This is a genomic window from Dolichospermum sp. UHCC 0406 (genome assembly GCF_009712025.1).
Taxonomy (GTDB): Bacteria; Cyanobacteriota; Cyanobacteriia; order Cyanobacteriales; family Nostocaceae; genus Dolichospermum; species Dolichospermum lemmermannii.
Genome location: NZ_VILA01000004.1, coordinates 45,328 through 71,251 on the forward strand (window position 1 = coordinate 45,328; position 25,924 = coordinate 71,251).

General features: G+C 36.2%; 24 protein-coding genes. 12 read left to right on the top strand and 12 right to left on the bottom strand.

The genetic code is table 11. The annotated features are described in order from the left end of the window. Positions 1 to 9 precede the first annotated feature (9 nt). The gene (locus FJR09_RS05040; RefSeq protein ID WP_015079824.1) at positions 10 to 687 is read left to right on the top strand and encodes a response regulator transcription factor; all 678 of its coding nucleotides are present in this window, start codon (positions 10 to 12) and stop codon (positions 685 to 687) included. A 2-nt stretch (positions 688 to 689) separates the two neighbouring features. Here FJR09_RS05040 and FJR09_RS05045 read toward each other — a convergent pair whose 3' ends face one another. The 4 genes from FJR09_RS05045 to FJR09_RS05060 are packed head-to-tail and all read right to left on the bottom strand — an operon-like array spanning position 690 to position 6,079. Then, positions 690 to 1,106 (bottom strand): type II toxin-antitoxin system VapC family toxin, encoded by a 417-nt coding sequence (locus tag FJR09_RS05045; protein ID WP_015079825.1) that lies wholly within the window; start codon positions 1,104 to 1,106, stop codon positions 690 to 692. Continuing rightward, a complete protein-coding gene (locus tag FJR09_RS05050) occupies positions 1,093 to 1,926 on the bottom strand; it encodes an SWIM zinc finger family protein (protein ID WP_015079826.1) in 834 nt (277 codons plus the stop codon). The genes FJR09_RS05045 and FJR09_RS05050 overlap by 14 nt, the downstream gene beginning before the upstream one ends. Before the next feature lie 3 nt (positions 1,927 to 1,929). Further along, complete coding sequence (locus FJR09_RS05055) at positions 1,930 to 2,880, bottom strand: DUF4351 domain-containing protein (RefSeq protein WP_015079827.1); 951 nt, start codon at positions 2,878 to 2,880, stop codon at positions 1,930 to 1,932. Positions 2,881 to 2,887: 7 nt separating this feature from the next. Beyond that, positions 2,888 to 6,079, bottom strand: coding sequence for a DEAD/DEAH box helicase (locus FJR09_RS05060; protein WP_168652701.1), 3,192 nt, complete (start codon positions 6,077 to 6,079; stop codon positions 2,888 to 2,890). Between the two features lie 367 nt (positions 6,080 to 6,446). Between FJR09_RS05060 and FJR09_RS05065 the strand changes: the two genes are divergently transcribed. From FJR09_RS05065 to FJR09_RS24985, 9 genes are all read left to right on the top strand, one after another. Further along, entirely contained in the window at positions 6,447 to 8,345 is a 1,899-nt protein-coding gene (locus FJR09_RS05065) for a serine/threonine-protein kinase (protein ID WP_168652700.1), read from the top strand. 56 nt (positions 8,346 to 8,401) lie between these two features. Continuing rightward, positions 8,402 to 9,250, top strand: a complete 849-nt coding sequence (locus FJR09_RS05070) for a WG repeat-containing protein (RefSeq protein WP_168652699.1) — start codon at positions 8,402 to 8,404, stop codon at positions 9,248 to 9,250. Between the two features lie 205 nt (positions 9,251 to 9,455). Next, positions 9,456 to 9,734, top strand: a complete 279-nt coding sequence (locus FJR09_RS05075; RefSeq protein WP_168652698.1) for a BrnT family toxin — start codon at positions 9,456 to 9,458, stop codon at positions 9,732 to 9,734. Continuing rightward, positions 9,712 to 9,975, top strand: a complete 264-nt coding sequence (locus FJR09_RS05080; RefSeq protein WP_254433035.1) for a BrnA antitoxin family protein — start codon at positions 9,712 to 9,714, stop codon at positions 9,973 to 9,975. Before FJR09_RS05075 ends, FJR09_RS05080 begins: the two co-directional genes overlap by 23 nt. A 215-nt stretch (positions 9,976 to 10,190) precedes the next feature. Further along, complete coding sequence (locus FJR09_RS05085) at positions 10,191 to 10,871, top strand: Uma2 family endonuclease (RefSeq protein ID WP_168652696.1); 681 nt, start codon at positions 10,191 to 10,193, stop codon at positions 10,869 to 10,871. A gap of 765 nt (positions 10,872 to 11,636) precedes the next feature. Further along, a complete protein-coding gene (locus FJR09_RS05090; protein WP_015079832.1) occupies positions 11,637 to 13,793 on the top strand; it encodes a polyribonucleotide nucleotidyltransferase in 2,157 nt (718 codons plus the stop codon). Between the two features lie 370 nt (positions 13,794 to 14,163). Continuing rightward, positions 14,164 to 14,334, top strand: a complete 171-nt coding sequence (locus tag FJR09_RS24575) for a hypothetical protein (protein ID WP_015079833.1) — start codon at positions 14,164 to 14,166, stop codon at positions 14,332 to 14,334. A gap of 97 nt (positions 14,335 to 14,431) precedes the next feature. Then, entirely contained in the window at positions 14,432 to 14,590 is a 159-nt protein-coding gene (locus FJR09_RS24980; RefSeq protein ID WP_254433036.1) for a hypothetical protein, read from the top strand. Further along, on the top strand, positions 14,580 to 14,726 hold the full coding sequence (locus FJR09_RS24985) for a hypothetical protein (protein ID WP_168652175.1): 147 nt from the start codon (positions 14,580 to 14,582) through the stop codon (positions 14,724 to 14,726). Before FJR09_RS24980 ends, FJR09_RS24985 begins: the two co-directional genes overlap by 11 nt. Here FJR09_RS24985 and argH read toward each other — a convergent pair. The 3 genes from argH to larB form a co-directional block, all read right to left on the bottom strand. Continuing rightward, positions 14,713 to 16,101 carry an argininosuccinate lyase gene (gene argH / locus FJR09_RS05100; protein ID WP_168653407.1) on the bottom strand — a complete coding sequence of 463 codons (1,389 nt, stop codon included), beginning with the start codon at positions 16,099 to 16,101 and terminating at the stop codon, positions 14,713 to 14,715. The genes FJR09_RS24985 and argH overlap by 14 nt on opposite strands. A 442-nt stretch (positions 16,102 to 16,543) precedes the next feature. After that, positions 16,544 to 16,816 (bottom strand): hypothetical protein, encoded by a 273-nt coding sequence (locus FJR09_RS05105; protein WP_015079835.1) that lies wholly within the window; start codon positions 16,814 to 16,816, stop codon positions 16,544 to 16,546. Positions 16,817 to 16,819: 3 nt separating this feature from the next. After that, on the bottom strand, positions 16,820 to 17,608 hold the full coding sequence (larB, locus tag FJR09_RS05110) for a nickel pincer cofactor biosynthesis protein LarB (RefSeq protein ID WP_015079836.1): 789 nt from the start codon (positions 17,606 to 17,608) through the stop codon (positions 16,820 to 16,822). Between the two features lie 358 nt (positions 17,609 to 17,966). Between larB and FJR09_RS05115 the strand changes: the two genes are divergently transcribed. Together FJR09_RS05115 and FJR09_RS05120 are read left to right on the top strand one after the other, a co-directional pair. Continuing rightward, a complete protein-coding gene (locus FJR09_RS05115; RefSeq protein WP_254433037.1) occupies positions 17,967 to 19,631 on the top strand; it encodes a mechanosensitive ion channel family protein in 1,665 nt (554 codons plus the stop codon). Between the two features lie 36 nt (positions 19,632 to 19,667). After that, complete coding sequence (locus FJR09_RS05120; protein ID WP_015079838.1) at positions 19,668 to 20,597, top strand: mechanosensitive ion channel family protein; 930 nt, start codon at positions 19,668 to 19,670, stop codon at positions 20,595 to 20,597. Positions 20,598 to 20,679: 82 nt separating this feature from the next. Here the strand turns inward: FJR09_RS05120 and FJR09_RS05125 are convergent, their stop codons facing one another. From FJR09_RS05125 to ispF, 5 genes are all read right to left on the bottom strand, one after another. Next, positions 20,680 to 22,461, bottom strand: a complete 1,782-nt coding sequence (locus tag FJR09_RS05125) for an ABC transporter substrate-binding protein (RefSeq protein ID WP_015079839.1) — start codon at positions 22,459 to 22,461, stop codon at positions 20,680 to 20,682. 98 nt (positions 22,462 to 22,559) lie between these two features. Then, positions 22,560 to 24,344 carry an ABC transporter substrate-binding protein gene (locus FJR09_RS05130; RefSeq protein WP_015079840.1) on the bottom strand — a complete coding sequence of 595 codons (1,785 nt, stop codon included), beginning with the start codon at positions 24,342 to 24,344 and terminating at the stop codon, positions 22,560 to 22,562. A gap of 27 nt (positions 24,345 to 24,371) precedes the next feature. Further along, positions 24,372 to 24,992 (bottom strand): PIN domain-containing protein, encoded by a 621-nt coding sequence (locus FJR09_RS05135; RefSeq protein WP_015079841.1) that lies wholly within the window; start codon positions 24,990 to 24,992, stop codon positions 24,372 to 24,374. Continuing rightward, positions 24,973 to 25,464 (bottom strand): type I restriction enzyme HsdR N-terminal domain-containing protein, encoded by a 492-nt coding sequence (locus FJR09_RS05140; RefSeq protein ID WP_015079842.1) that lies wholly within the window; start codon positions 25,462 to 25,464, stop codon positions 24,973 to 24,975. Before FJR09_RS05140 ends, FJR09_RS05135 begins: the two co-directional genes overlap by 20 nt. Before the next feature lie 4 nt (positions 25,465 to 25,468). After that, positions 25,469 to 25,924, bottom strand: a 456-nt coding sequence (gene ispF / locus FJR09_RS05145; RefSeq protein ID WP_256370241.1) for a 2-C-methyl-D-erythritol 2,4-cyclodiphosphate synthase, incomplete at its 5' end; no start/stop codon positions are given.

The window sequence follows — 25,924 nt, forward strand, 5'->3', positions numbered from 1 at the left end:
TAACATCAGATGTCTTCTACCCCCATAAAAATCCTCCTAGTTGAGGATGATGAACTTTTCCGTTTGGGCTTGCGTGTGCGATTGCAGCAAGAAACTGGTTTGGAGATTATCGCGGAAGCGGAAGATGGTGAAACAGCCATTGAGTTAGTCAACCAGCACCCTCTTGATGTCGTTATTTTAGATGTAGGATTACCAGGAATTGGCGGGATTGAAGCCTGTTATCAAATTAAACAAAAATATCCTAATTTGCCAGTTTTAGTCCTCACTTCCCATTCCCAAAAATCTCTGATTACGCGGTTAATTGAAGTGGGCGCTCAAGGTTATTGTCTTAAAGGTGTTGCGGCTGAAAAATTGGTATTGGCTCTGTATTCCGTCGCATCTGGGGCATCTTGGTGGGATGAAACTGCAACTAGGGAAATTCGTTCTACCTTTGCATCAGATCATCACCATTTTGAATCAGAAAATAGCTCAAAGCCTACTCATAAACTAACACAAAGAGAACAAGAAATTTTATTACTATTGGCAGCGGGAAAAACTAATCAAGAAATTGCTCTGGCACTTTATATTACACCGGGAACAGTGCGGGTTCACGTCCATACTATCTTACATAAACTAGAAGTGAGCGATCGCTCTCAGGCTGTTGTTGTGGCTTTACAAAAACGGTTGATTAAAAATGATTTAATTTAATTTTATTCCTCTTGCAACCAATCTTCTAATTGCAATTCTTTAATTCTTAATAAATCAGAATCATGGGAAACTAAAATTAAATTGTGGATAATAGCTGTAGCTGCTATAAATATATCGGCTTCTTGAATTGGTAAACCTCTTTGTTTCAAATCAGCATAGATTTCCGCAGCTTTTTGAAATATAGCCATATCATCTAATAGTAATACCTTGTATTCATTGCCTAAATTTTCTAAGTTGATTAACTTTCTCGTAGCTTTGACAGCTAGAAATCCCCGTTGAATTTCATAGTAAGTCATTCCACTGATAAAAACTTTTTCTCCTTGAGTACGTAATTTGTCTAATTTAATAATAATTTTTGGATTATTTCTGAAAATTGCTGCAATAATATTAGTGCGTTTCCCCTGCTTATTGTCCCACATTCATCGCTGCTACAAATGCCTTTTGACTCACATCTTGATAAATGGCTTTTAAATATTTCATCACCAATTCACTAGCAGGTAAATTAGTTGTATTTCCCTCATCTTTCGCTAAGGGAATTGTCCCTAATACATCTAATACTGTTTCACTAACAGCAGGTGAAATAACTACTAAAGACGATTCTAACGGCTGATTATATTGCCAAAAATCATCTATTTTAACGGGATATTGATGTTCAGAAACTTCTGGTTGAATTGCCGATATTTCCTGAATTGTTTCTACATTTTTAGTGCTGCGTAATTGACGTAAATCGCTGATAATTTGCTCTTTGGTGCGTCCACGTAATTGAAATAATACAAATGGATCTTCACTAAAGCGATCGCCTAATTGATAATATACTGCACCTATATGTTTACAAGGAACGGCTTTATCAGGACAAGAACATTTACTGTGAACATCAGTCAGAGTAAAGGGAAACAATGATAAACCATTACTGATAAAAACTTCTTCAATATTTTGTGGCATTTCCCCCGCTAATAACTTAGCCGCAAAAATCGCCTTTTGAGACATTGTTTCCACCACATAACCCCATTCTTCCTCACTAAAAGCATCAAGAGATAAAGAAACTTTATAAGGTTCTGCTTCACTACCTTGGACTCTAGCTAATACTTTCGCAGCTTTAAATCTAATACTCAAAACATTTCCTTGTCGAGAATAATTTCTTGCCCGTTCTAAGCGCTTTTTAAATCGGTAAGAATCCAGTAAATCGAGCCATCTTTGTGACCACCATTCCCGACTTGCTTGTAAGGTTTCGTTACTCATATATTAAAGATTATCTAACCAATTTTGCAAATCTTCCACAGTATCTAAATCAAATATTGCTTCTCCCAAAGTCTCAATGATTTCTATATTTAAACTTCTAATTTCAGTTTCTAATTCTCGATCAATTTGTCCAAACTTCCTATTAATTAAACGGAGAATTAAATTTTTTTCTCGTTCAATTCCTCGTTCAATTCCTCGTTCAATTCCTCGTTCAATTCCTCGTTCAATTCCTTCTTCCATCCAACTGGTGACAATTTGCATAACTTCCTCCTTTTCTTCTTTGATTAATGTACCTATTTCTGTTTGAAATTTCTCTTCTTCTATTTTATTCAATCTCAAATATGTGTCAATGAAACCTGATATTAATTGCATTTTGGCTGGATTTAATTTTAAGGTGACTAATAACCTTAAACATTCTGCTTTGACTTTTGGCCTATCTTCTGGCACTATGCTCATTTTTGACATCAAAGCTGATGCAACCGGATTTTGACGGGCTAAAAAGTCTCGCCAGTTGAGTTGATTCAGTTGCACTACTTGATAATTAAATTTTAGCACTTGAAAATCAGGAAAGTTGATTTGATAGTTATTCACGGCTACGGTTTTGGGTGAGTCGTAGGAAAATATAACTATGGGATATATTGGTAAGTCTAATTTTTCATCTAATCTGGCAAAATAACGAAACATTCTTTGATTAAATTTCGATCTTGCACCTGATTCGGCTTCAATATGAATCACAAAATAAGAAGGTTGACCTAAAAATTTAACTTTGGCTATCAGGTCGGTTTCATATTTGTCTCCTGCGGTAACATCAGTAAATATTTCCTTGTCTAAGAATATAATTGATTCAGTGTCTATATATTCGAGAACTTGAGGAAAGAATAATTCTATAAATTCTATGAAAAAAGTTGATATTAGTTCTTTGAATAACCGGTCATGGTCTATGTTTTCTGTCATATCTTCCTTAAACTTCATCTTCTTCGATGACTGCATTCCGATCTAATATTAATAAGTTGCGAAGTTGGTCTGTATCCATTTCCGTTAACCAATCTTCTCCTGCACCTACTACTTGTTCTGCGAGTTGTTTTTTACTTTCTATCATATCATTAATTTTTTCTTCTAAAGTCCCAGTACAGACAAATTTATGAACTTGGACATTGCGAGTTTGACCAATTCTAAATACTCTGTCTGTGGCTTGATTTTCCACTGCGGGATTCCACCATCTATCAAAGTGAAATACATGATTTGCCCTAGTTAAATTTAAGCCCACACCACCAGCTTTTAACGATAAAATCATAATTGGTGGTCCTTGGGGGTCATGTTGGAATCTATCAATCATTTCTTCTCTTTGTTTTTTGCTGGTACTACCATATAAAAAGAATATTTCCCGTCCTAATTTCTTTTCTAAATAAGGTTTTAGCAATTTACCCCATTCAGCAAATTGTGTGAAAATTAAAGCGCGGTCTTCTTCTACTAAAACTTCATCTAACATTTCCTCTAGTCGTTGTAATTTAGCTGAATGATGTTTTTCTAAAGTTGCTAATTTTAAATATTGAGAAGGATGATTACATATCTGTTTTAGCTTCACTAATAATCCTAAAATCATCCCCCGACGTTGTAAACCTTCCGCAGATTCAATTGCTACTAAAGATTCATCTACTAATTGTTGATATAGTGTAGCTTGTTCGGAAGTTAAGCCACAAAAAACCGTCATTTCTTGCTTATCTGGCAAGTCTTGAATAATGTCCTTATCACTTTTTAACCGTCGCAGAATAAAAGGTTGAACTAAAGAACGTAATTGATTTAAAGAAGCAGTATCACCATACTTTTCAATCGGCATAGCAAACCGTCTTTGGAAAAATTGTTTATTCCCTAAATATCCAGGATTAAGAAAATCTAAAATAGACCATAATTCTTGTAATCTATTTTCTACAGGTGTTCCTGTTAAAGCAATCCGAAATGTGGTTTCTAATTGCCGAACTGCTTGTGATTGTTTTGCTTCGGAATTCTTGATATTTTGGGCTTCGTCTAAAACAATTATTTGCCATTCAATTACTTTCAATAACTTAATATCGCGGTGAATCAGTGCATAGCTAGTAATTACTATATCGTGTTTATTAACTGCTTCTGTAAATGCTTTACCTTTAGGGCGTTTATCACCGTGATATTCTAAAACTTTAAGAGTAGGAGCAAATTTTTTGACTTCTTTTTGCCAATTGCCCATAACAGAAGTAGGACAAACTAATAAAGTTGGTTTTTCTAGAACATTTTCTTCTTTAAGATGAAGTAGAAAAGCGATAAATTGGACGGTTTTTCCTAATCCCATATCGTCTGCAAGACAAGCACCTAAACCCCAACGTTCTAAGAATGCTAACCAACCCGCACCTCTTTCTTGATAAGGACGTAATTCTCCTCGAAAAATTTTAGGTGTAGTTAAAGGTTGAATTTCTTGATTATTAGTTAATGCCCCTATTAATTCTTCCAATGCACCAGAAGCTTCAAAACTGACAACAGGTAATTTTTCAATTACTTGAGTATCTCCTTTACTAATGCGTAAAGCATCTTCTAAGGAAAGAGACATTTGTTCTTTACGGGAACTAAAAAAAGTTTGGGCAGTTTTAATATCTTGGGGACGCAATTCTACCCATTCACCATTAATTTCGACTAAAGGACTATTTAATTTTACCAGTTTATCAAACTGAACTTTAGAGATTGTTTGTCCACCAATTGCCAAATGCCATTGAAAATTTAATAAACTTTGTAAACCCAAACGTCCTGATTTTTGTTGAGGAGTTTCGGCACTAATTTTTAACCCTAAACGATTTGCCCACCCTTCCCGATTTGCTAAACTAGGAGGTAAAATTACGCCTAAACCACTATCTTCAAATTTCCAAGTTACAGCTTTGATAAATTCATAAGCTTCCATGGGGGTAAGGTGACAAAATTCGGGAGATGCAGTTTCTAAACTAGGGGTAATTATCGGATACAATCGAGAAGCTAAACCCAAACCTCGCAAAAATGTTTCTTGAGGTTGTGCGATTGTGCGATTTTGATAAACTAATTTTTCTACAGATTGATGCCAAATTGTCGCTGCGTCTATTAAAAATTCCAGGTTATCTGCTGCTTGGAGAAAATATTTTAAAGTCCAATTTGGGTCTTCATTTTCTGGAGGCAGCAATTGAAAACAAGTTCTAAATAAAGCTTTACCTGTAAGTTGATATTGTAATGGTAAAGTCCAAGCTTTTAACGTAGTTTCTAAACGTTCTCCTCCTGCTGCATCAATTATATTATTTTCATTAATTAATCCTTGTAACCATTGCTGTAATGCCGCAGGTAAGGACATCATGATTCTAGGTTCAAGAGGAGATTGAGAACCAACCATTAACCGCAATTGATTATCTGTAATATTATTGAGAAATGATAATATAATTTCTTGAGGTATTAATGGTAAATCAATTGCTATATTTTCGGTAGTCTGTTGATATGTTCGACAAGCTAAGGGCATTTGTGAGGCGAATTTCTCTAACCTAGTGACATCTACAGCACTATCTAAAAGTACCTGCCATTTGGCAATTAAATTACTATCTTGTTTTTCAACAGTTGGTAAAAATTTACAACGAGAAATTAAGTCTAAATGCCATCTATAAATATGTACCCAAAAATGAATATCTGCTCCTAATAAAGCTGATTTACTATCATTTGTACTCAAAGGTAAAGATGAGAGAAATTGAATTGCTAATGCCGGAGTGAGACAAAAACCATCAATTTGCCAAGGATGTAAATATTGTGAAGATGGAGAATCTATATCTACGCTGACAGAATGAACTGGGGAAATTGTTGTCGGTTCTGATTTTTTATTTTCTAAAAAATAAGTTGGTAAAGAAATTATTTGAGAATGAACAGGTAATTTTATTTCTGTTGCTGATTTACTTTTAATTCTTTGTTTAGTATTATTAGATGGTTGAATTAAATGAGCAATTGATAAATTAGATGCTTCTAACCATTCATTTAATTCCCCTGATGTCATAGCCAATGGATGTAAAGGAATTTCAGCAGATACTTCAGTCTGTACCTGTGAAGAACGCCAAGTTTCTCCCCAAATAAAGAAATAGCTATTTTGATTATTTAGTATCCAAGTTCCGTGTAAAGTTGCCATGTTCAAATATACTAATTATTTTTTTAATTGTTATGTTGCATCTTGAGCAAGAGCGAAAGATACTGAATCTGTCCCTCCACCTTAGAGGGTGTTTGAAAAGTTATGGTTGTGATGTATCAAATATTTTTTACCCCACCCTAACCCTCCCCTTGTAAAGGGGAGGGAACTGGATTTTTATTGTTTCCCCCCTTTACAAGGGGAAAGGGGGGTAGCAATGTGATGAAAATTACGGAATACCACTTTTCAAACATCCTCTTAAATAGTAACAAACGTTGGACTGAAACAAAACTTTTACAGTCTGATTTTCAACAATCTCTACTTATAGTAAAATCAAAATGCACTATTATACTTATTCCCTCTTAGAAATATGAGCAGCTACCCAGATTTCCAAGCACAAGGCTATGAGGTTACTAGAGAACTAGGACGCAACCGGGAAGGTGGTAGAATTACTTGGTTAGCAACAAATCTTAACACAGGGCAACCAGAAGTAATTAAACAGTTTTGTTTTGCTCAAGCGGGTTCAAGTTGGTCTGGTTCAGAAGCCCACGAACGAGAAATACAGGTACTCAAAGGATTAGATCATCCTGGTATTCCCAGTTATTTGAATTCTTTTGCGACAGATGATGGTTTTTGTCTAGTTCAACAATATATCAATGCTTCCACTTTAGCAGAACCTCGCAGTTTTTCACCAGAAGAAATTAAACAAATTGCTGTTAAGGTTTTAGAAATTCTAGTATATTTACAAAATCGGATTCCGTCGGTAATTCATCGAGATATTAAACCAGAAAACATTTTAGTAGATGAACAAATCAATGTCTATTTAATTGACTTTGGTTTTGCTCGTATTGGTAGTCATGATGTAGCTGGAAGTAGTGTTTTTAAAGGAACTCCTGGTTTTATTCCCCCAGAGCAAATGTTTAAGCCAACAAACGCTACAGATTTGTATGCTTTGGGTGCAACTTTAATCTGTTTATTAACAGGAATCAAGTCAACAAAAATAGATGAATTACAAGATGAAGATGATCCTTATTTGATTAAATTTCGTCATCTTTTACCCCAGGTAAGTTTGCGGTTTATCGGTTGGTTGGAAAAAATGGTACAACCGAAACAAAAAGACCGATTTACTAATGCAGAATTAGCTTTAGAATCACTCAAACCCCTTGATGTTATTCGTGTACCAGCAGTTGATTTTAGTGAGACGGTTTTAGAGTTTGAAGCGAATAGGCTGGGGGAAAAATTAAGTAGGCTTATTACTATTAAAAATCCTATACCAGATACTTTATTAGAAGGTAAATGGGAAGTAGCACCTCATCCTCAAGACCCTCCCCATACACCGGATACTCATGCTTGGATTTCAGTTAAACCTCGTAAGTTTAGCGGGAATAATATTCGTTGTCAGGTTGAGGTGGATACGAGTAAATTAATGGCGGATAAGCAGTATAAACGTCAATTAATTCTTCATAGTAATGCTTATCCAGCCAGTCATACTTTAACTGTGAAGGTGCAAACGGCGGCTTTACCGATTGAGAAGAGAAAATTGCCTTATTTAGGATTAATTAAAGTATTTTTAATAGCTGGGCCGGTGGCTATGGCTATGAGTTGGTTTATTACTTATGCTGCAAGTCCAGTTACTATTTGGTTATTACAAAATTTGGGATATGAGGGGATACTCTCTATGCTTGGGGTGTGGGGTGTTGTTACACTTCTGGGTGTGATTTGGAGTTTTACTAAAGTAGTAAATACACAAGAAACTTCGTATCCTTCGTATATACGTCAGACTGTGGGTCAAGTTGTGGGTGAATATGTAAGTTTGGCTATAGCCGTATCTGTAGGTGGGGCTGCGGTTGGGCTTGCGGTTGGGACTGTGGTTGAAGGTCTACTTGACCTTACAGTTAAACATAGTGGTTTTGATCTAGTTGGTCCGGTTGTCGATTTCGTTTTCAAGGAGGCTATACTTTTAGCTATAGCAGGTGTTGTCACTTGGGGTGTGTGTTGGGTTGTATATTGGGTTTTATATCGGGTTGTGAATTTTGTGGCTGTAGACTTAGCTGAAGATTCGGTTATGGGTAGACTGTTACTACTGGTAACGGGGTTTGGGGCTAGTGCAGGAATTGGTATAATAGTCGGCTTTCTAAATCCATTGATTTTGTTAGCACTAACTGGAACAAGTTTACCCACACTTGCTATGTTACTTTATTCACCAATTAGCCACCGTCAATTAATTGCTAAATATCGCCAGTCTGAGAAATCTTTAATTAAGCCATAAAAAATTAAGCTCAATTTGTATTAAATTACGTTAATTGAAAATTAAAAGGTGAATCTATGCTATTGCAAAGCCAAAAACAACAGAGCATTAAATTAGTACGGTTTGGACTAGGAATTGGATTATTCATTCCTTTTGTGTCTATATTTTCCAGTATTATTTTTGCGCTCAATTCTTATTTAGTGATTGCTCCGAAATTTGATGAAGCTGGTTATTTTCAGAAAGGGTTAGCTAAGGTCAAAATTGGTGATGAATATGGCTATATAGACAAAACTGGTAAAGTTGTTGTTCCATTCAAATATGAAGAAGCTGATTCTATTAAATTAAGACCAGCTAAAGTTGGTGCTGAATATGGCTATGTAGATAAAACAGGTAATACTGTTATTCCACCCCAATTTGAAAAAGCTTCTGAATTTTATGAGGGGTTAGCTAAGGTTGAAATTCCTTATAAATCTGATTATAGTGGTATCTATATAGGTAAAATAGTCTATATAGATAAAACAGGTAAAATTGTTATTCCACCTCGATTTGATAGTTATTATGATGATGATGATAAAAAAGATATTGGGAACTTTCACGAAGGTTTAGCAAGTGTCAACATTGATGATAAATGGGGCTATATAGATAAAACAGGTAAAATTGTGATTCCACTTCAATTTAATGAAGTTGGGAACTTTCACGAAGGTTTAGCAGGTGTTGAGATTGGTGGTAAATGGGGCTATATAGATAAAACAGGTAAAATTGTTGTTCCACCAGAATTTGAGACAAAAGACGAGCTTGAAGCCAAGTCTGACGAGCGTAAAGCCAAGTTTAAAGAAGCAGAATCCTTAAAAGAAGGATTAAAAGAAGGATTAAAACCAGTCAAAATGGGACGCAAGTATGGTTATATTCGGAATCCTTTAAAGTAGTAATGTAGGTTGGGTTAAGCAACAGCGCAACCCAACAAAAGATATAATAAAAATATCAGAATCAGGTGGTTATCGAGCGACTTGTACTGAGCTTGCCGAAGTAAGTCGAGATGATATCCAGTATTAAAGGATTTACAGGATGAATGATTTTGGCTAAATAGGATAGCTATATCTTATAATTAAGAAATGATTTGAACTATCAGAGATGCAGTTTGAGTGGGACGAAGCGAAAAATTTAGAAAATATCCGTAAACATCAGATTGACTTTCAAGATGTTTATAAAATTTTTGACAGTCCAATGTTGATTGAGGAAGATGAACGTTTTGACTATGGTGAGGAAAGATGGTTTGGTATTGGTTTTTTAGGAAATGGAGTCGCTGTAGTTGTTTGGACAGAAAAACAAGGCAATGTAATTAGAATTATTTCAGCACGAAAGGCAAATCGTTATGAACGAAAAAAATTTGAACAATATCTCACGGACTAATTGGCAAGCATTAAATTCAATGTCAGATGAGGACATTGACTATTCTGATATTCCGCCATTAACTGATGAGTTTTTTGAAAAAGCAACTTTGCAAATTCCCGCAGCACAAGCCAAAAATATTATTCAATTAGAACCTGATATCATAGCTTGGTTTAAAACCCAAAATAAAGACTATCAAACAGCTATTAATCAACTTTTACGTCGTCATATCGAAAGTAGCAGTAATCAAAAATCTGCTTAGTCATGTAGGTTGGGTTAAGCAACAGCGCAACCCAACAAAAAAATAATCAGGACCTACGCAAAATATCTCTCAAATCCTCATTTCTCCGTGACCTCTGTGCCTCTGTGGTTCGTTATTCCATGAATCTTGCGTAAGTCCTAATAATATAATGTTGGGTTTTCTCAACCCAACCTACATAATGCTATAATCAACAAATAACTACTTGGTATCACATCATGATGATTACTCAAGAATTAGAATGTAAAGAAAACATCTCCCAAGATGTAATATTTCCCCCAAGTGATTTATATAGTGATGAACCGACCGTGGAAACAGAACTACATCTAAGACAAATAATTCTACTTTTCAAATGTCTAGAATGGTTATGGAAAGATAGAAATGATTTCTATGCTGCGGGAAATCTCACCATTTACTATAGTCCTAATCAGAAAAAATCTGAATATTTCCGAGGTCCAGATTTCTTTGTCGTCTTAGGAACAGAACGCAAAACTCGCAAAAGTTGGGTGGTGTGGGAAGAAGATGGTAAATATCCTAATTTCATTTTAGAAATTCTCTCACCAACTACAGCTAATACAGATAGAGAATATAAAAAAGAACTTTATCAAAATACCTTCCGCACACCAGATTATTTTTGGTTCGACCCTTATACATTAGAATTTGCAGGTTTTCATTTAGTAGACGGAGAATATCAACCTTTAGAACAAAATCAGCAAGGACATTTGTGGAGTCGTCAGCTAGGTTTATATTTAGGAATTTATCAAGGACTATTACGGTATTTTACACCAGCAGGAGAGCTAGTTCCCACACCTGAAGAAACCGCAGAAAAAGAAGCGAAAAAATCAGAACGTTTAGCAGCAAAACTGCGGGAGTTAAATATAGATCCTGATACAATTTAATGTAGGTTGGGTTAAGCGACAGCGCAACCCAACAACAGCTTTAATAAACCAATGATGAAAATGTCTGAATCAGGATATCCACCGATTAAAGGATTGTCAGGATGAAGAGATTAAATATTTTTGATAATCACCAAATTCTGTGGATATGAAAATTCTGTGAATGACGATAAAAATATCTGAATCAGCATGAATAGGATTACATTACTTTCACCATCAAATATTTTATTCAGCAATTCCATACTCTGCGAATCTGCCAATCATAAAAATCTAAATCCCAACAAAAATCCTGTACATCCTTAAATCCTGGATATCCTGATTCAGACAAAAATATTTAATTATTCAATTCCGAAAATCCAAATCCAAACAAAGATCCTGTACATCCTTAAATCCTGGATATCCTGATTCAGACAAAAATATTTAATTATTCAATTCCGAAAATCCAAATCCAAACAAAAATCCTGTACATCCTTAAATCCTGGATATCCTGATTCTGACAAAAATATTTAATTATTCAATTCCGAAAATTCCTTTTTAATGACAGGGGAAATTACCATACAGTTAATTACATCTTAATTGATTGATAAAATATTATGAAATCGTTCAGCAAAAATAGAACTGAGACAACAAACCCAGATATGAAGCCTATTGTACAGCTAACAGAGAAAATTTTGTTTGATGTTTGTTCATTACAGAAGCCGTCTAGACTGCATAAATGTTAGGATTGCCACAGAGTGAGAATCGCGTAAGAGAAGGAAAAAAAACTGAATGGCAGAATTTGAAAAGTCAATATCCTTTGATGGACGGGATATTCGACTGACGGTTGGCCTACTAGCCCCCCAAGCAGGTGGGTCGGTTTTGATACAATCAGGAGATACAACTGTTTTAGTAACGGCTACAAGGTCAGCAGCGCGGGAAGGCATTGATTTTTTGCCACTGACCGTAGATTACGAAGAAAGATTGTACGCAGCGGGAAGAATTCCTGGGGGAATTATGCGCCGAGAAGGTCGTCCACCGGAAAAGTCAATTCTTACCAGTCGGCTGATTGACCGTCCACTCCGTCCTTTATTCCCTTCATGGTTGCGGGATGACTTGCAAGTTATGGCAATAACCATGTCAATGGATGAGCAAGTCCCTCCTGATGTGTTAGCAGTAACAGGTGCTTCAATTGCTACCCTCATTGCCCAAATTCCTTTTAATGGACCCATGGCCGCAGTGCGAGTAGGCTTAGTGGGGGATGATTTTATTATTAACCCTACCTATGCAGAAATTGCAGCGGGAGATTTGGATTTAGTCGTCGCCGGTTCACCAGATGGGGTAATCATGGTGGAAGCGGGTGCAAATCAATTGCCAGAGCGAGATATTATTGAAGCGATTGATTTTGGCTACGAAGCAGTTCGGGATTTAATTCAGGCCCAGTTAGATTTACTGGATGAATTAGGTCTAAAACTGGTGCAAGAAGCACCACCAGAACCAGATCAGACATTAGAAAACTATATCCGCGATCGCGCTAGTAATGAGATTAAAAAAATCTTAGCGCAATTTGAGTTAACTAAAACTGATCGTGATATTGCTTTGGACGCAGTTGAAGATAGTATTGCTGATGAAATCAAAGCTTTACCAGAAGAAGACCCCATTCGCATTGCTGCTACAGCAAACTCTAAAGCTCTTGGCAATACATTCAAAAGTATTACTAAATACTTCATGCGCCGTCAAATTGTCGAAGATAATGTCCGCGTAGATGGTCGCAAACTTGATGAAGTCCGCCCTATATCTTGTCGAGTTGGCATAATACCCAAACGAGTTCATGGTAGCGGTTTATTCAATCGGGGACTGACTCAGGTACTATCAATGTGTACCCTTGGGACTCCCGGAGATGCCCAAAACCTCAACGATGACTTGCAACTAGAACAAACCAAACGTTACCTGCATCACTATAACTTCCCTCCCTTCTCCGTCGGCGAAACCAAACCATTACGCGCCCCTGGGAGACGAGAAATCGGACATGGTGCATTAGCAGAACGGGCATTATTACCTGTACTACCATCCAAGGAAAAATTTCCCTACGTAATTCGCGTAGTATCAGAAGTTCTTTCTTCCAATGGTTCGACTTCAATGGGTTCAGTTTGTGGTTCTAGCCTATCCCTCATGGATGCCGGTGTACCAATTACTAAACCTGTGAGTGGTGCGGCAATGGGCTTGATTAAGGAAGGGGACGAAGTGCGAATCCTTACCGACATTCAAGGCATTGAAGACTTTTTAGGTGATATGGACTTCAAAGTTGCCGGTACAGATACTGGGATTACCGCTTTGCAAATGGATATGAAAATATCTGGGTTGCCTTTAGAGGTAATTGCCCAAGCTGTCAACCAAGCCAAACCTGCCCGGTTACATATTCTGGAAAAAATGCTCCAGACTATTGACACACACAGGGAAGAAACTTCACCCTATGCCCCACGTCTGTTGACCATCAAGATTGATCCTGACATGATTGGTCTAGTCATTGGACCTGGAGGGAAAACCATCAAGGGGATCACTGAAGAAACTGGTGCAAAAATTGACATCCAAGATGATGGTACTGTCACCATTTCCGCAGTTGATGAAAACCGAGCTAAGAGAGCGCGGAATATCGTTCAAGGCATGACTCGTAAACTCCATGAAGGGGACGTTTACATCGGTCGTGTGACACGAGTTATACCCATTGGTGCTTTTGTGGAGTTCTTGCCCGGTAAAGAAGGCATGATTCACATTTCTCAGCTTGCTGACTATCGCGTTGGCAAGGTTGAAGATGAAGTAGCTGTTGGTGATGAGGTGATTGTCAAAGTGCGAGAAATTGACAATAAGGGACGAATTAACCTCACACGCTTGGGTATTCACCCAGATCAAGCAGCAGCAGCACGGGAAGCAGCAGCCGTAAACCATTAAATCGCTGGTTGGATTTTAGATTTTAGATTACAGATGAATCGCAAATCTAAAATCCGCGATGCCTTGCTAGTAGGCATCGCTGTCGAATTCTTTATTATTTAAGTATAAAAAATTAAATTTAATTGGGTTGTTAAAATAGAATTTTCCTCCTCACCCTGATGATATGATGGCGCAGTCCTTACGCCCCTAGGAGTTTGCGATCGCTAAATTCTGGTTGACATTAGACTTTTTAGTGCGATATAATGGTATGCTATTTAAAGTGTATTGATTGCTGCACTAGGCTAAAAAAGTATATCAATAATATCGGTAGCTAATATGGCCTAAGTAATGCCTAGATGCCAATTTTTTGTTGTTTATTAATGAGGTGAATATGGCAAAGCGCCGTAACCCGAAAAAAGAAAAGGCGCTACGAAACCAGGCCTACGCCAGAAAGTTTCGTAAACGTACCACCACAGGTAGAATGGGCAGAAGATTCCAACAAAGACCGCCCAAGAGTGAAGAGGAAGACACAGGCGCAGCAGCAATGGACGCTGCTGATTAGTACGTCTGGTTAAATTTTACTCTTTCATATTCTGAATTTTTAGGGTGTACACGAGTACACCCTTATTTGTTGTCAGTGGTCAGTAGGGGCGAAGCATTTGGAAGATAAATTATCGGTCATTGCCAAAAATAGTTCTCCAAATGCTTCGCCCGTACAGTTGTCAGTTGTCAGTTGGAAGATAAATTATCGGTCATTGCCAAAAATACTTCTCCAAATGCTTCGCCCGTACAGTTGTCAGTTGTCAGTTGGAAGATAAATTATCGGTCATTGCCAAAAATAGTTCTCCAAATGCTTCGCCCGTACAGTTGTCAGTTGTCAGTTGGAAGAAAGAATTGAATTTCTCCCCTGTTCCCTGTTCCCTGTTTCCTAACTTAGAAATTATTTCACAATGAGTTGAGTCCGGGCGTTGAGAAGAGCTTGTCTAACTTGGACAAAGCCTGTGCCTCCGTAGCTGTTGCGGGCTGCAACTACTTGACGTGGGGTTATGGCTTCATAAATATCAGCAGCAAATGCGGGATGGATTTGTTGCCATTCTTCTAGCTGCAAATCTTTGAGTAGTTTACCAGCGGCAATACTGGTTTTGACGACTTTGCCCACAATGTTATAAGCTTCGCGGAAGGGTACACCCCGCGCTGCCAGATAATCTGCGACATCGGTAGCGTTAGCAAAGTCTTCTGTAACTGCTGTTGCTAATCGCTGATAACGAAATTCTAAACCTTCTTGCAGTAAAATTGTCATTGCTTCTAAACAGGCTTTGACTGTGTTCACGCTGTCAAATATGCCTTCTTTGTCTTCTTGGAGGTCTTTGTTATAAGCCAGGGGTAAACCCTTCATAATTACTAACATGGCTTGCAGATGACCAAATACTCGCCCGGTTTTGCCGCGCACTAATTCGGGTACGTCGGGGTTTTTCTTTTGGGGCATAATGCTAGAACCTGTGGCACAGCTATCTTTGAGGGTGACGAAGCGAAATTCTTCTGATGCCCACAGGATTATTTCTTCGGAAAGACGGCTGAGGTGAACCATGATGATACTAGCAGCACAGAGGAATTCTATGGCAAAGTCCCGATCGCTCACTCCGTCCAAGCTGTTAGCATAAACATTGTCAAAATGTAATAAATTGGCTGTATAGTGGCGGTCAATAGGAAAAGTTGTTCCCGCTAAAGCACCACAACCCAAGGGGGAGATATTCACTCGTTTACAAACGTCTTCCAAGCGTTCCCAATCCCGTTGTGCCATTTGGAAGTATGCCAGTAAATGGTGCGCTAAACTTACTGGTTGGGCGCGTTGTAGGTGGGTATAGCCAGGAATCAGAGTTTCGACATTTTTTTCGGCTATATCAACTAAGACTGTCTGAAAGTCCCGTAATTGCTGGCGAATTTGTTGAATTTGATCGCGGAGGTATAATCGAGTATCTGTACCTACTTGGTCATTGCGAGAACGGGCGGTGTGAAGTTTTTTACCTACATCTCCGACAATTTCCGTAAGTCGCTTTTCTACGGCAAAATGGACATCTTCGGCATCAACACCGGGTTGGAATTGCCCTTGACGATATTCTTGACGAACTTGTTCTAAACCGTTAAACACTGCTTCCCCTTCTGTATAGGAAATTATCCCTGTATGAGCCAACATTTTGGCATGGGCTTGAGAACCTGTAATATCATATTCGATGAGTTCAATGTCAAAACTGATACTTGCATTGAAACGAGCGATCGCCGGATGCAGCGCGGACTCAAACCGCTGACTCCAAGTTTGTTTTTCGGTCATAAATCTGAAGGGAGAGGCAGAAATTATTTTTAGATGTTAGATTTTCAATACCTTGTCCAAATTGGAAAAAGCCTTGATTTGTAGGTTGGGTTGAAACATGAAACCCAACATGAGCCTTGGGTTGCGCTGTCGCTTAACCCAACAAAGCAGAAAATGGACAAGGTATTGATTTTGGGCGTTGCTGAATTGAGGTATGAAATTGAAAAATCAAAAAAATGAAACTCTTACTCTCTGAGACTGGATCACCTCTGCGTGTTAGCGAAGCGGGGCGAAGCCCAATAAAATCATACTCTTAATCAGCAACGCCGATTTTGAATCATGATTAATCCAAAATCTAAAACCTAGAATATAGCAGTTGTCAAGTAGTTTAAAACAGATACTGATCAAAAAAAATCAGATACCAAAAGACTTTCAACTCTATTCCTTGTTCCTGACCATAAATTTAACTGTAACTGGTTAAACCTTTAAACATATAGCCAATGACAAAACCAATAACCATCGCCCAAATTTGCCCAGTTTTGACAAAGTGATTCCAAGCACCTTGGATTTGACCCAAAATGTCTGTCTCTTTTACAAGACCATATATAAAGTAGTCTGTGTAATTACTAACAGTAAAATTGATATGAAAGTCCAAATTTCCCAAGATGAGAAATAGTGAGTCGTTAAGGTGTTCCATGAGATAAATATCGTAATTATACGCAGTTTTTACGGTCATACTTTAATATTTTTCTGCTGCCAAGCGTAATTTTTCTGAAGTTCTTAAAATTTGTCCCGCTAAAACCGCTGCACCAAAGCCATTATCTATATTGACCACACCTATACCAGCAGCGCAAGAATTGAGCATTGTTAATAAAGGTGCTAAACCGGAAAAACTTGCACCATAACCAATACTGGTAGGAACAGCAATCACTGGACAATCCGTCAAACCTGCTACCACACTGGGTAAAGCCCCTTCCATGCCCGCTACCACAATTAATACTGATGATGATTCTAGCAGGTGACGGTTACTTAATAAACGGTGAATTCCGGCTACACCCACATCCCAAAGACGCTGTACAGAAAAACCCGAAAGTTCCGCAGTGACAGCGGCTTCTTCGGCGACGGCTAAATCAGCAGTACCAGCGGAGAGAATCCCGATTTGTCCAGGAAATCTGACTTCAATCACCGGAGGAACAATGGCACAAATTCGGGCTTGTTCGTAATATTGGATACCTCTAACTTTTTTTTGCAATGCAGAATATACTTTTGGCTCAATGCGGGTAGCCATGACTACGGAAGTGCGGTGGCGCATGACTTCCATAATTTGAGCAATTTGTTCCGGTGTTTTACCAGGTCCCCAAATTACTTCCGGGAAACCTGTTCTTAATTGACGATGGTTGTCTATTTTAGCAAACTCACCTACAGATTCATATTGTAAGTTTTTGAGGGAGTCAAAGGCTATCTCTGGGCTAATTGTACCATTGGCGACGGATTCTAAGAGCGATCGCAAATTTTCGGGTTGTGTCACAGCAATTTTAGATTTTAAGTGAATATAATTATCCTTGATATGCGCTTGATATACACAAACATCAATTTATACTATAAATCTATTTTATAGGAATCCGGTTTGATTTATGCAAGGGTAAAGCAAAAGCTAAACCCCTACTTGTCACGGCTTCTTGTGTACGAAATTTGTTCAAAATATTGCCTTTGCTTTTAGGTTGATTATGTTTATAACCTTAATGATACCATATCAAAAGTAGATTAAGTAAGTCCATAAATTTAATCAAACCATGAACAAATACACCAATAAAAACAAGTATCTAAATATTTTAAATAAATTCATGATTAGCCTGATATGTTGTATTTTTATAATCAACATATCTATGGGTTATTCTCAAGATAAAACCGTAACTATTCAAGATAAAGCTATACCTGTTGCCCAAAATTCAGAAATTGTGAATAAAATAGATGGAACTCCTGTGTTATTAGGAAATACAACACTATTTGTAATTCAGAAAAATGTCGGTTCATTTTCTCACCAAGAGCGAGCGCAAGCTGTCACCAATAGACTAGAAAAAATTGCTAATGATCCATTAATATCTATGGATAAATTGCGAGTTGTAAAAGATTCAGATACAACTAATATTGTGATAGGAGATAAAACATTATTTACCATCACAGACAAAGATGCTAAAGCTGTAAATAAAACAAGACAAATACTAGCAGAAAAATGTATAGAAATAATTAGAAATGCCATCAATCAATACAGAAAAGAACGTAGCTTATATAATATTTTGAAGGGGCTATTTTATACTTTTATTTCAACAGTAATTTTATTCGTGTTCCTGAAAGTGTTTAATCAAGTTTATCCCAGAATTATTACTAAATTACAAAATTGGAGAGGAATTAGAATTCCTGAGTTAAGAATTCAAAATATAGAACTTTTACCCACAGCTAGAGTCAGTAATATTGTGACTAGGCTAGTTAAGATTATCTGCATAATTATAGTAATTAGTATTTTATATATCTACATTTCTTTAGTTTTAAGTTTTTTTCCTTGGACAAAACAAATAAGTTCTAGACTTATTAGTTATTTTCTAGGAGCAATTTATAAAAGTTGGTTAGCATTTGCCGATTATTTACCTAATATATTTGCATTAGCATTAATTTTCTTCATTACCCACTACAGTCTTAAATTTATTCGCTATATTTTCACAGAATTGGGTAATGGAAATATATCCATTTCCGGCTTTTATAATGACTGGGCAGAACCAACTTATAAACTGGTATTCTTAATTATAGTCGCCCTAGCATTAGTCTTAGCATTTCCTTATTTACCAGGATTTGGTTCACCAGCTTTTCAGGGTATATCAGTATTCTTAGGTGTTTTATTTTCATTGGGTTCAACGGCTGTTATTACTAACGTTGTCGCGGGAACTATTCTTATTTATACTCGTGCTTTCCAAATGGGCGATCGCATTAAAATTGGTGACGCTATAGGTGATATAGTAGAAAAAACCCTGCTAGTTACCCGCATTCGTACCATTAAAAATGTGATCATTACTATTCCTAATGGAACTGTATTAACTAGCCAAATTATCAACTATAGTTCCCTATCACAAGACCCTAATTATTATCTAATATTAAATACTACAATCACACTGGGGTATGATGTGCCTTGGCGAAAAGTTCATCAAGTTTTAATTGATGCAGCAATAGCAACAAATAATATTTTAGCCGAGCCTGTTCCCTTTGTATTCCAAACCAGTTTAGATGATTTTTATGTCAGCTATGAATTAAATGCTTATACCAATAAACCTATACTCATGGCAAGTATTTATTCAGAACTCCACCAAAACATTCAAGATAAATGTAATGAAGCAGAAATTGAAATTCTGTCTCCCCATTACTCTGCTGTCAGAGACGGTAATCAGACGACTATACCAGAAAATTATTTGCCTCAAGATTACAAATCACCAGGATTTCGGCTATCTTCTTTAAATAATCTGTTCAACCCTGATAACAGTAAAAATACACCAGATTCATGAATGTAAATTAACTTTTTATTTAATAAGGAGTAACTTGTGGAAAATGCTTCAAAGACAATTCAAAACTTACTGGCGGATGCTATAGTTGTCAAATTGATTGAAGTAACTTCAGGAATTATTATAGTTGCCATTGTTTTCCGAATTTTAGCTCAAGTTTTACCGCGCCAAGTTCAAGACAGTGATTTGCGCTATCATATCCGCAAAGCCATTACCTTCATTGGCTATGCAATTATGGCTTTATTAATTGTTTTGATATTTAGTGATAGCCTGGGAAAACTAACAGTAATTTTTGGGGTAATTGGTGCTGGTGTCGCCTTTGCATTACAAGAAGTAATTGGGAGTTTTGCTGGTTGGGTAGCTATTTCCTTAGGTCAATATTACAAACCAGGAGATAGAGTATTACTGGGTGGGATAATGGGAGATGTTATAGATATTAGTATTTTGCGGACTACCTTAATGGAGTGCGGTGCTTGGGTAAAAGCTGATCTTTATAATGGTCGTATTGTGAGAATTGCTAATAGTTTTGTATTTAAAGAACCCGTATTTAATTATTCGGCAGATTTTCCCTTTGTATGGGATGAAATTACTGTACCAGTAAAATACGGGAGCGATCGCTCTTTAACCAGAGAAATTCTGCAACAGGTAGCTAACGAAGTTGTCGGGGAATATATGCCTCAAGCCAAGGCACAATGGCAACACATGGTACACAAATATTTAATTGAAGATGCCAAAATTGAACCTGCTGTCACCCTAACAGCTAACGACAACTGGCTAGAATTTACCCTGCGTTATATAGTGGACTACAAACAACGTCGAGGCAAAAAAGATATCATCTTTAGTCGGATTCTTGACGAATTCGACAACACAAACGGAAGTATAAGCATTGCGTCCACCACCATTCATATAGTAGAAACACCCGCATTTAACGTCAAACTTGTGGACAACAGAAATGAAATATCCCAATAAGAAACCAATAGCTCAAACTCTTACTCTCTGAGCCTCTGCGCCTCTGCGTGTTAGCGAAGCGGGGCGAAGCCTGACGAATTACCTACTTCGTAATTTTAATTTCATGAATATTCCAAAAAGCACCACCAAGCGCAGAAAATTTAATACCTTCAAAACGATTTCGCACTGCTGAGAGAGAATAGGAATTAACCAAATAAATAAAAGGCAAATACTCCTGCGTTAATTGTTGACTTTCCCCATAAATTTCCTTTAATTTAACCTCATCAAATTCCTGTGCGCCTTGAATATAAAGTTCATTAATTTTATTTTCCCAGTCAGCAACTTCCCAACCTTCAATCGGTTTTTGTCCAGCTTGAGGTTTTTGATTAAACATATGTAATCCCCCTTGAGGCGACCAGACATTTGCACCATCATTTGGTTCTAAACCCCCTGTTAAACCTATTAAACAAGCATCCCAATCTAAAGTATTAGAAAGTTTATCTATAAAGGTATTCCAAGCCAATGGTGTAAAATCTACTTGAATCCCAATTTTACTTAAATCCTGTTTAATTTGCGAACCCATTGACTCCCGAATTTTATTACCAGCATTAGTTAACAATGCAAATCTCACCTCATTACCTTGATCATCTACTAAGAGATTTTTTTCATTATATTTAAATCCCGCTTTTAGTAGCAATTCTTTGGCTTTATCAGGATTGTATTTATAAACCTTTAAACCCTGTTCTGGTGATAAAAAATAATGACTTTGGACAGAAATAGGAGAATTTTGAGGTGTACCTAAACCGCGAAAAGTATTATTTAACATGGTTTGTCTATCAATAGCATAGGCTACCGCTTGGCGAAATTGCACATTATTAAACCATTTAGATTTAATAGGATCAACTAATGGTTGATTTTTCCTTTTTCCCTTATTTAAGTTAAAGGAAATAAAGGAAGTGCTAGAACTCGGACCACCATTATATATTCTAAAATTACCTTGTTTTTCCTGGACTTTTAACAAAGAAAAATAATCAGGAGAAACACCAATAGTATCTAAATCTCCAGAGCGAAATTGGAGTAGAGAAGTATCAGTTGATTCCACAATTTGCCAAACTATCCGTTCAATATAAGGTTGTGGTTTACCTTGAGCATCTTTACGCCAATAATAGGGGTTACGGCGAAAAATTACCCGTTGACTGGTATCGTATCTTTCCAGTTTATAGGGTCCATTAACAATAAGTTCTTGGGGAGGAGTATCAACACCCCATTTACTTAAAAATTCCAATTTCCCATCTTTATTTTTGGTTTTAACTGATTTTTCTAAAATATGAGCAGGTAAAATAGATGCTCCTGTATTTAGTAAAAAAGGTCTAAATGGTTCAGGGACACTAAATTCTACTCTTCTATTATCTATTTTTTTGACAGTTGGTAATTTGCGATCTTTTCCGACTCTTAAAACATCTCTAGTATCTGTAGGGATATTTTCATTCAAATAAATATCATTATAGGTAAACACAACATCATCAACTGTTAATGGTTGTCCGTCTGACCATTTTAAACCTTCGCGCATGGTAAAGGTAATTTTGGTTTTATCTGGTGATATTTCCCATGATTGGGCTAACACACCTTCTATTTTTCCGTCAATAGGATTTTGAGTTAATAATCCTTCATAAGTGTAACCGAAAATATTTGGTGATTCGGAACTTAGCGCAGCATTAAATGTTTTTGGATCACTGAGAATACTCGTTACTAATTGGGGTATTTGAGCCGCATTGGTTTTTAATTTAGTTGGGTTACAAGCGGTAATTGTCATTGCTGTGAAAGCAATGATTGTGATTAATAAGAAAAAGCGTTTTGTGGAATGGAGTATTTTTTGTAATGTCATAGTTTATTACCAGATATTAATATGAGAATGATTTAGACTCTAGCCAACCTAGAAAGTTTTTGGTGATTGGTAATTAGTAAGAATTTCTTCACTATTACCTATTTCGTAACTTTAATTTCATGAATATTCCAAAAAGCACCACCAAGGACAGAAAATTGGATACCTTCAAAACGATTTCTAATTGCTGACATAGCAGAGGAATTTACCAAATAAATAAAAGGTAAATACTCCTGTGTTAATTGTTGACTTTCCCCATAAATTTCCTTGACTTTCACCTCATCAAATTCCTGTGCGCCCTGAATATAAAGTTCATTAATTTTCACTTCCCAAGGTGCAACTTCTCTCCCTTCTATGGGCTTTTGTCCAGATTGGGGTTTTTGATTAAACATATGTAATCCCCCGTCAGGTGACCAAACATTAGCACCATCATTAGGTTCTAATCCATCAATTAAACCTAATAAACCAGCCTCCCAATCTAAAGTATTAGATATCTTACCTATAAAAGTATTCCATGCCAAGGGAGTAAAATCAACTTGAATGCCAATTTTACTCAAATCTTGTTTAATTTGCGAACCCATTGATTCCCGAATTTTATTACCAGCATTGGTGAGTAAACTAAATCTGACTTCGTTACCTTGATTATCCACTAAAAGATTTTTGTCATTATATTTGAATCCTGCTTTTATTAGTAATTCCTTCGCTTTATCAGGATTATATTTATAAACTTTTAGTCCCTTTTCTGGTGATAAAAAATAAGGACTTAGAACAGAAATAGAAGAATTTTGGAAAGTACCCAAACCACGAAAAGTATTATTTAACATGGTTTGTCTATCAATAGCATAAGCTACCGCTTGGCGAAATTGGACATTATTAAACCATTGAGATTTAATAGGATCAACTAATGGTTTATTATTTCTTTTCCCTTTATTTAAGTTGAAAGAAAGAAATAAAGTGCTAGAACTTTGACCACCATTATATATTGTAAAATTTCCTTGTTTTTCCTGAACTTTTAACAGCGAAAAATAATCAGGGGAAACACTAATAGAATCTAAATCACCGGAACGAAATTGGAGTAAAGAAGCATCTGTTGATTCCACAATTTGCCAAATTATCCGTTCAATATAAGGTTGTGATTTACCTTGAGCATCTTTACGCCAATAATAGGGATTACGGCGAAAAATTATCCGTTGACTTGTATCATATCTTTCAATTTTATAAGGTCCATTAACAATAATTTCTTCTGGGGGAGTATCAACACTCCATTTACTCAAAAATTCCAGTTTACTATCTTTATCTTTTGTTTTCACTGATTTTTCTAAAATATGAGCAGGTAAAATAGATGCCCTTGTATTTAGCAAAAAAGGTCTAAATGGTTCAGGTACACTAAATTCTACTCTTTTATTATCTATTTTTTTCACAGTTGGTAATTTGCGATCTTTACCAATTCTCAAAACATCTCTAGTATCTGTGGGAATTTTTTCATTTAAATAAATATCATTGTAGGTAAATACGACATCATCAACTGTTAATGGTTGTCCGTCTGACCATTTTAAACCCTCACGCATGGTAAAGGCAATTTTGGTTTTATCAGGTGATATTTCCCATGATTGAGCTAATGCTCCTTCTATTTTACCGTTAATAGGATTTTGCGTTAATAATCCTTCATAAGTAAGATCAAAAATATTTGGTGATTCAGAACCAAGTGCCGCATTAAATGTTTTTGGATCATTCAGAATACTTCTGACTAATTGCGAAACTTGAGCCGCATTGGTTTTTAATTGAATTGGGTTACAAGCGGTAATTGTTGTTGCTGTAAAAGCAATAATTGTGATTAATAAGAAAAAGCGTTTCGTAAGATTGAATAATTTTTCTGTTAATGTCATAATTTATTACCAAAAATGGACTTATGATTATTGAGACTGTAGCCAACCTAAAAAGTTTTTAGTATTACTAAAGTATTTTATTCCAGCATTATTTAAAATATTTTCTACTTCTGGTTTACCAAAATCTTTAGTGTTACCATTTATGAATATTTTCTCGTCTGTAGGATGCTGATTTGCATGACTGAGAATACACTGTAATATTAAGTTATCCATGAGATCATTCTTGATTAGCAATGATTCTGTTTCTATAAAAATCTGTTCAGAAATTTCTTGAATTATGGTGTTATTAAAATTGATAGTTTCTGAATTTGCAATTAATAAATTAATAGTTTTGGATAAACGATTTTGTATATCACTTAATAGGTATGTATTTTCAATAGATGCTTTTTCCAAAAGTGATAAAAAATTTTTTGCATGACTAGAAGTTTTATCACGCATTGCTTCATTAATCTGTTTATCCATTTCTGCTCGGAATTTCAATTGACTTTGTTTATCTATTCTGTATGTATTAATAGCTTCGAGATAACAAATAGCTGGTATAGCTATACGAAGTGACGATGGTAGATTACGCAGTAACTCTTCTGCTTCTAAGTCTCTTCCTTTAGCAATTGCCATTAAAAAATTAGTTTCAATATAAAGTATCCGCACCTAAATTTCCTTCAATATAAATATGTCCACCTTCTAATAATGGTAATAAGCCAATTTTTGCTAATTGATTATATGCTGGTGGTGTATCTGAATGCCAATGATATGATAAATCTCTCAGCCAAGATTTAACAAGTGTTTCTAAATGAAAATCAAAGATCATTTTTTCGCTAAATTCTGGATCGTAGTTGCTTAGTATGTCATTAGTTTTTAATGATAAAAGTGTATTTTGGATATTTTTATCATCTGTAACTGCAAAAATATTAATTTTTTCTAAATCAACTAACATAGCAAACAAAATATCTAGTCTGATATTCTGTAAATATTTATTTAATTGAGAAATAGCATTTTCTTTCGAGCTTGTTGTTAGTTTTTTAGCTTTGATTTCCACTAATAAAATAATTTGATCATCTTTATTAGTAAACATAATATCAGGGCGATATTGTTTCTGATCTGCAAAGTTAATAAAGTTCATATTTTTAATTGTCCTCTGCCACCAACAAAACTACAGCATAAGCACAAATCCCTTCTTCTCTTCCCGTTGGTCCAAGTTTTTCATTAGTTGTAGCTTTGACACCAATTTGATTTGGTTCTACTTCTAAAACTGCGGCTAATTTATCCCGCATTTTAGAAATATGGGGTTTTAATTTGGGACGTTCAGCCACAACGACAGAATCAATATTGCCAATTTTCCAACCTTGGTCACGAATTAATTGATGTACTTGATCTAATAGTACAAGACTATCAGCCCCTTTCCATTTTGGATCTGTAGGGGGAAAATAATGACCAATATCCCCTAAAGATAATGCTCCTAACATCGCGTCCATAATGGCATGGGTAAGAACATCAGCATCACTGTGTCCTAACAAGCCGAGTTCATGGGGAATGTGAATACCGCCTAAAATTAAATTGCGATCGCTCACCAATCTGTGTAT

Bases quoted from the DNA above. Each gene is read 5' to 3' on its own strand.
- FJR09_RS05085 (WP_168652696.1), top strand. From the start codon at position 10,191: ATGATGATTACTCAAGAATTAGAATGTAAAGAAAACATCTCCCAAGAT.
- FJR09_RS05050 (WP_015079826.1), bottom strand. From the start codon at position 1,926: ATGAGTAACGAAACCTTACAAGCAAGTCGGGAATGGTGGTCACAAAGA.
- FJR09_RS05045 (WP_015079825.1), bottom strand. From the start codon at position 1,106: ATGTGGGACAATAAGCAGGGGAAACGCACTAATATTATTGCAGCAATT.
- FJR09_RS05075 (WP_168652698.1), top strand. From the start codon at position 9,456: ATGCAGTTTGAGTGGGACGAAGCGAAAAATTTAGAAAATATCCGTAAA.
- FJR09_RS05140 (WP_015079842.1), bottom strand. From the start codon at position 25,464: ATGAACTTTATTAACTTTGCAGATCAGAAACAATATCGCCCTGATATT.
- FJR09_RS05060 (WP_168652701.1), bottom strand. From the start codon at position 6,079: ATGGCAACTTTACACGGAACTTGGATACTAAATAATCAAAATAGCTAT.
- FJR09_RS05065 (WP_168652700.1), top strand. From the start codon at position 6,447: ATGAGCAGCTACCCAGATTTCCAAGCACAAGGCTATGAGGTTACTAGA.
- FJR09_RS05115 (WP_254433037.1), top strand. From the start codon at position 17,967: ATGGGTTATTCTCAAGATAAAACCGTAACTATTCAAGATAAAGCTATA.
- FJR09_RS05070 (WP_168652699.1), top strand. From the start codon at position 8,402: ATGCTATTGCAAAGCCAAAAACAACAGAGCATTAAATTAGTACGGTTT.
- FJR09_RS05090 (WP_015079832.1), top strand. From the start codon at position 11,637: ATGGCAGAATTTGAAAAGTCAATATCCTTTGATGGACGGGATATTCGA.
- FJR09_RS05125 (WP_015079839.1), bottom strand. From the start codon at position 22,461: ATGACATTACAAAAAATACTCCATTCCACAAAACGCTTTTTCTTATTA.
- argH (WP_168653407.1), bottom strand. From the start codon at position 16,101: ATGACCGAAAAACAAACTTGGAGTCAGCGGTTTGAGTCCGCGCTGCAT.
- FJR09_RS05130 (WP_015079840.1), bottom strand. From the start codon at position 24,344: ATGACATTAACAGAAAAATTATTCAATCTTACGAAACGCTTTTTCTTA.
- FJR09_RS05055 (WP_015079827.1), bottom strand. From the start codon at position 2,880: ATGACAGAAAACATAGACCATGACCGGTTATTCAAAGAACTAATATCA.
- FJR09_RS05040 (WP_015079824.1), top strand. From the start codon at position 10: ATGTCTTCTACCCCCATAAAAATCCTCCTAGTTGAGGATGATGAACTT.
- FJR09_RS05105 (WP_015079835.1), bottom strand. From the start codon at position 16,816: ATGACCGTAAAAACTGCGTATAATTACGATATTTATCTCATGGAACAC.
- FJR09_RS24575 (WP_015079833.1), top strand. From the start codon at position 14,164: ATGGCAAAGCGCCGTAACCCGAAAAAAGAAAAGGCGCTACGAAACCAG.